General features: G+C 70.1%; 4 protein-coding genes. All 4 read left to right on the top strand.

The window, feature by feature from the left end; translation table 11 throughout:
• Positions 1-222: 222 nt before the first annotated feature.
• On the top strand, positions 223-846 hold the full coding sequence (locus IJH84_RS25480; RefSeq protein WP_200069731.1) for a TetR/AcrR family transcriptional regulator: 624 nt from the start codon (positions 223-225) through the stop codon (positions 844-846).
• A gap of 268 nt (positions 847-1114) precedes the next feature.
• On the top strand, positions 1115-1828 hold the full coding sequence (locus IJH84_RS25475) for an Imm1 family immunity protein (RefSeq protein ID WP_295149870.1): 714 nt from the start codon (positions 1115-1117) through the stop codon (positions 1826-1828).
• A gap of 145 nt (positions 1829-1973) precedes the next feature.
• Entirely contained in the window at positions 1974-3764 is a 1791-nt protein-coding gene (locus tag IJH84_RS25470; RefSeq protein ID WP_295149868.1) for an ABC transporter substrate-binding protein, read from the top strand.
• Between the two features lie 4 nt (positions 3765-3768).
• A complete protein-coding gene (locus tag IJH84_RS25465; protein WP_200069728.1) occupies positions 3769-4827 on the top strand; it encodes an ABC transporter permease in 1059 nt (352 codons plus the stop codon).
• Positions 4828-4934: the final 107 nt, after the last annotated feature.

Raw genomic sequence — 4934 nt, 5'->3', positions numbered from 1 at the left:
TCGGACATGGGCACTGCTCCTCGGGTCGATGGCGCGAACACCGCTGGTCTATACCTGTTCGGCGGTGCGCGGCAAGCACGTCGATTCCGCGCCGCTCGGCGTGCTGATCGCGCGGGTGTGATCAACGCGGGTCTACAATGATCGCTTCGAGGGGCCGGACGTGCCGATTCGCGAACCGGTCGGCGTCCGACAAGGTCAACGGGACAGATCAGCAGGGGTCGCATGTCGCAGCGCAGCAATCGCCGCGCCGTGCTCGCCGACGCAGCAGTCGAGGTGTTGGCGCGCGAAGGGGGGCGCGGGCTCACGCACCGGGCCATCGACCGGGAGGCCGGGTTCCCGGAGGGGACCACGAAGAACTACCACGCCACCCGGGAAGCCCTGTTCGCCGCGATCGGCCGCCGGGTCGCCGACCAGCAGACCGCGGCCATGCGCCGGTTGCGCGAGCAGTTGCCCGACGGGGTCGCGCAGGGCGACGTCACCGCGCTGTACCTGGCGATGCTGCAGCGGATGGTGACCACGGCCCGGTCCCAATTCCTCGCGCTGTTCGAGCTGCACCTGGAAGGGGTGCGCAATCCGCAGGTCCGCTCGGCGCTGGGGGAGATCACGCTGGCCGGGGTGGATTCGGCGGTGCACCTGCACGCAGCGGTCGGCGAGCCGATCCCGGCGCGCGGCGCGGGTTTGCTCGACGCCGGGATGCTGGGCGTGGCGATGACGATGCTGAGCCTGCCGGACGACGTGGTGGGCCGGATCGGCTTCGACGACCCGGACGCGCTCGGGCGGTCGCTGCTGGACATGGCCGCGGACGCGGAGCCGGCGGAAGGGTTGTTGCGCGGGCAGGCGAGCTGAGCGCTGCGCGGTTCGGGTGAAATGCGCGCTCGGTGCTGCCCCCGCGCCGCGTTGCGCTGCTGACCGAAAACCTGCCTGCTGCCGCGCGTCAGCTGCGTTTCCGCCGCACACATCGGCTCGGGGGCCGCGCTGCGCGACCGCAAGATCACGCGAGGTAGTGTCCGTTGCGCGGTAGGCGCCGTACGTCGTGAACCGGCGGGTTGGCATCATTGGCCGACGGCGTTTCCAGGCGAGTACAGCTATCGACTGCGTGGGGTGCAACGAAGGCATGTCGAATCCGCCGCTGCAAGACGGCCCGGTCGATCCGCTGGCGGTGGTGTTCGCCCGCCTCGCCGACGTTCCGCTGGACGTGCTGGACAAGCTGATCGAGTCCACCAACGCGGTCTACGGCGACCTCAACAAGGTCCACGGTCACGCCTACTGGGGCGACCTGGTGCTGCACCAGGGCGCGGCGATCAAGGCGTTGCGCGAGGCGAGGGAATGCCTGGACGCACTGCGTTCCGAGGCGGTGGGCGCGCGGAATTCCGAGCTCGGCGTCTCGGTGGCGACGGCGGTGGTCGACGGCGAGCGGCACTACGCGCACACCTCCGAGGACAAGGCCGGGCTGGTGGAGAAGGTGCTGCGGCCGGGCACCGCGGGCCGCGCCAGCCACCTCTACGTTTGGGACCGCCCCTACGAGAGCGACGACATCCCGGGGCCGTACCAGAGCGTGCGGGTCGTGACCGACGGCGAAGCCGAGGTCGGGGTGGTCAACTACACCGAGGAATCCGAGGACGGCGAGCTCACGTCCTGGCACACCCGCAACCCGGAACCGTTCGCCGAGCCGCCGAAGCTGCGCTTCGACGTGGGCAGCGCGCTGCTGTTCCCGCGCGAGTCGGTGCTGGCAGTCCGGGAGCTGCGCGCGGGCCTTCTGGAGTACGTCGCGGACGGTTCCCGGCCGGAGGCGCTGCAATGGCAGCAAGCCCGGTGGGGCGAGACGTGATCGCAGGTCACGGGATTACCGGACGGGTTCGGTAACTGTTCGGTACACATTGGGTTAGCCATTCGGCGCAAGCTCTTGTGAACTATTGACGAGAAGCCGTCGAGGATGGTTCTTTTTTCTCACTTCGGGAGAAGAGGAGGTCCTCGTGGCTCGAAGAATCGTGGTTCTGCTGGCCGTGCTGGCCGGTTTCGCCGTTCCGGCGGCGGCAGGCGCGCAACCGGCGGATGCGCCCGCCCGCGCGGCGACGTTGCGGGTCGGAACGGCGCAGCAGATCGACTCGCTGAACCCGTTCCTGGGCTACTCGCTGGCGTCGACCGACCTGTTCCGGTTGATCTACCCGACGCTGACCACGTACGACCCGCGGGACTTCGCGCCGGAACCGGAGCTGGCGGAGTCGTGGTCGACCTCCCCGGACAAGCTGACCTGGACCTTCAAGATCCGCCCAGGGGTGCGCTGGACCGACGGGCTGCCGGTGACCGCGCGCGACGCCGCCTACACCTACGACCGGATGATGCGGGACCCCACGGCGGCCACCGCGAACGGCAACTTCGTGGAGAACTTCCAGTCGGTGTCCGCGCCGGACGACGGCACGCTGGTGATCCGCACCAAGACCCCGCAGACGACGATGCTGGCCATCGACGCGCCGATCGTGCCCGCGCACGTGTGGTCGAAGATCCCCGACCTGACCTCCTACCCGAACGACCGGATGCCGGTGGTCGGGTCGGGTCCGTTCCAGCTCACCGAGTACGAGCCGGAGCGCTACGCCGCGCTGCGGGCCAATCCGGACTTCTGGCGCGGCCCGGCGAAGATCGGCGAGCTGCGGTTCGTGCAGTTCAAGAACACCGACGCCGCGGTGCAGGCGCTGCGCAAGGGCGAGATCGACGTCGCGCAGCAGCTCACTCCCACGCAGTTCGAAGCGCTGGCCGGGCAGCGCGACATCCAGCAGGTCAAGGGCCAGGGGCGCCGGTTCTCCGAGATGCTGATCAACCCGGGCGCCATCAAAAGCGAAGGGCAGCCGATCGGCAGCGGGCATCCGGCGCTGACCGACGTGCGGGTGCGCCGCGCTGTCGACAAGGCCATCGACAAGCCGAAGCTGATCGACCGGGTGCTCAACGGATACGGCCAGGTCGGTGGCGGGTACCTGCCGCCGATCTTTGACGACTACCACTGGAAGCCGCCGCGGCCGCGCGGGTTCGACCCGGCCGCGGCGAACCGGGAGCTGGACGCCGCAGGCTACCTGCGCGGGCCGGACGGAATCCGCCGCACGCCGCAGGGCGAGCCGCTGAACTTCGAGTTCATGCTGCACGCGAGCACCTCGGCGGATGCGCAGGTGGGCGAGTTCGTCAAGCAGTGGCTGGCCGACATCGGCATCGCGGTGCAGCTGGATCCGGTCTCGGACAACCAGGTCAACGACCGCACCACCGGGGGTGACTTCGACCTGGCGATGTCCGGCTGGTCGGCGAACCCGGACCCGGACTACGTGCTGCGGCTGCAGACCTGCGGCTCCCGGCCCAGCCCGGACGGCGGTGGCACGCCGGACTCGTTCCTGTGCGACCCGGTCTACGACGACCGCTACGCCCGCCAGCTCGGCGAGTTCGACCCGGCCAAGCGCATCGACCTGGTCAAGCAGGCGCAGCGGCGGTTCTACGACCAGGCGAGCGCATCGGTGCTGTACTACCAGAACTCGCTGGAGGCGTACCGCTCCGACCGCTTCAGCGGGTTCACCACCCAGCCCGCGAACGGGGGCGTGATCACCGGGCAGCAGGGCTACTGGGGCTACTACGGCGCCCAGCCGACGCCGAGGGCCGAGCACGCCTCGGATCCCCCGGACTACGGGCGGATCGGGCTGGTGCTGCTCGGGATCGTGGTCGTCGGCGGAGTGGTGATCCTGCTGGTGGCGCGCCACCGGCGGGCCACCATGGACGAACGGGAGTGACGCGATGGCCGATCCGGTGACGCAGCACCAACCACGCCCGGCCGAGGAACCGGCGACCGAGGACGCCGCGACCGGCTCCGGCGGCTGGCTGCGCTACGCCGCGGGCAAGCTCGGTGGCGGGCTGCTGAGCCTGTTCCTGGTGGCGGTGCTCGGGTTCTTCCTGTTCCGGGTGATGCCCGGTGATCCGGTGCGCACGATGACCCGCGGCGCGGCGGTCTCCGGCGAGCAGATCCAGCAGTTGCGGCACCGCTTCGGGCTGGATCAGCCGCTGTGGAAGCAGTTCCTGGACTTCCTCGGCGCGCTGCTGCGCGGTGACCTGGGCACCTCCTACACCTACAGCCGCCCGGTGGCCGACCTCATCGCGGAGCGGTTCTGGCCGACGGTGCTGCTGGTCGGCACCGCGACGGTGCTGGCGGTGGTGCTCGGGCTGTGGATGGGCACGCGGGCGGCGTGGCGCCAGGGCGGGAAGTTCGACAAGATCTCGACCTCGGTGGCGTTGACGTTCTGGTCGGTGCCGACGTTCTGGTTCGGGCTGATCGTGCTGATGGTCTTCGGCGTCGGGGTCGGGCCGATTCCCGGGCTGTTCCCGGTCGGCGGGATCAACTCGCCGGACACGCCGCCGGAGCTGCCCGCGCAGGTGCTGGACGTGGCGCGGCACCTGGTGCTGCCCGCGTCGACGATGGTCGCGGTGGTCTACGCGCAATACCTGATGGTGATGCGGTCCTCGCTGCTGGAGGAAATGGGCGCGGATTACCTGACCACCGCGCGCGCGAAGGGCCTGCGCGAAGACCTGGTGCGGCGCAGGCACGCGGTGCCGAACGCGATGCTGCCGACGGTGACGCTGATCTTCCTGCACCTGGGCCTGGTCGTGGGCGGGGCGATCACCGTGGAGACGGTGTTCTCGTGGCCCGGGCTCGGCCTGCTGACCTACGAGGCGCTGAAGGTGCCGGATCTGCCGTTGCTGCAAGGCACATTCATCGTGCTGGCGGGGAGTGTGATCGTGATGAACGTGGTGGCGGACCTGCTCTACCGGGTCCTGGACCCGCGGGTGCGTGCCTCGTGACGGCGCCGCAACCCACGGGGCAGCAACCGACGGGCCGGCAACCCACGGCAGGGCAGCTGTTGCGGGCGCGGCGGCGCGCGTCCGCGGCCGAGTCGTGGCGGGTGTTC

It is taken from the genome of Saccharopolyspora sp., assembly GCF_017434145.1.
GTDB lineage: Bacteria > Actinomycetota > Actinomycetes > Mycobacteriales > Pseudonocardiaceae > Saccharopolyspora_C > Saccharopolyspora_C galaxeae.
This window is presented reverse-complemented; position numbering and strand designations above follow the sequence as displayed.